At 63.2% G+C, this 1,003-nt stretch carries 2 protein-coding genes; one reads left to right on the top strand and one right to left on the bottom strand.

Annotated elements, in window-relative coordinates:
- Positions 1 to 156, bottom strand: a 156-nt coding sequence (locus AC097L_RS26640; protein WP_479589691.1) for a helix-turn-helix domain-containing protein, incomplete at its 3' end; no start/stop codon positions are given.
- Positions 157 to 265: 109 nt separating this feature from the next.
- Here AC097L_RS26640 and AC097L_RS26635 point away from each other — a divergent pair.
- Positions 266 to 1,003: MBL fold metallo-hydrolase (locus AC097L_RS26635; protein ID WP_479589690.1), on the top strand; the 738-nt coding region annotated here is incomplete at its 3' end.

Here is a 1,003-nt window from a genome sequence, read left to right as displayed (position 1 = left end):
GGTGCGGTGCAGCAGCCGCGCCCTGCTCCAGCCCTCCAGCTCGGCAATGAACCGCGACACCACCGGGCGCGACAGGCCCAGCGCATCGGCCGCCGCCGTCTGGCTGCCCGCGTCCACCACGGCCACAAAGACCTGCATCGCCTTCAAGGTATCCATATTATTCGACCGGTTTTGACAACAAACTAGGGCAAATTCTAGGGTTTTTCCAATCAATAAACACAACTAACATTCCACCCATCGCAACACACACCTGTTTGGAAACCCCATGACCACTACTTCCACCGCTGCCCGCTGGGCCCTCACCGCCCTTGCCGCAGCCACCCTGGCCGCCCCGGCCCTGGCCGCAGGCCCGCTCAAGCTGGATGTCTACAACCCCGGCCATGAGGCCATCTTCCCCGTCTCGTCGGTGCTGGTCACCGGCGAAAAAGACGCGGTGCTGATCGACGCGCAATTCGGCGCATCGCAGGCCGCCAAAGTGGTGGACAAAATCCGCGCCAGCGGCAAAAACCTCACCACCATCTACATCAGCCATGGCGACCCCGACTTCTACTTCGGCCTGGAAACCATTAGCAAAGCCTTCCCCGCCGCCAAGATCGTCGCCACATCGCACACCGTACAGCACATCAAAGACAGCGCTGCGGGCAAGCTGGCCTACTGGGGCCCCATCCTCAAGACCGACGCGCCCAGCACCACCGTGCTGCCCGAGGTGCTGGCCGGCCACACGCTGACGCTGGAAGGCAAAAAGCTGGAGATCAAAGGCGATGCGCAACCGGACCGCAGCTTTGTGTGGATTCCGTCGCTGAAGGCGGTGGTGGGCGGCATTCCGCTGGTCAACAACCTGCACGTGTGGATGGCCGACACCCAGACCCCCGCGTCCCACACCGGCTGGCTGGCCACGCTGGCCCAGATCCAGAAGCTCAAACCGAAAGTGGTGGTGCCCGGTCATTACCTGGAAGGCCCGTCCAAGCCGCTGAACGCCGCCCGGTACACCGCCGACTACATC

The organism is Rhodoferax sp. RT5P35 (assembly GCF_056521385.1).
This window is presented reverse-complemented; position numbering and strand designations above follow the sequence as displayed.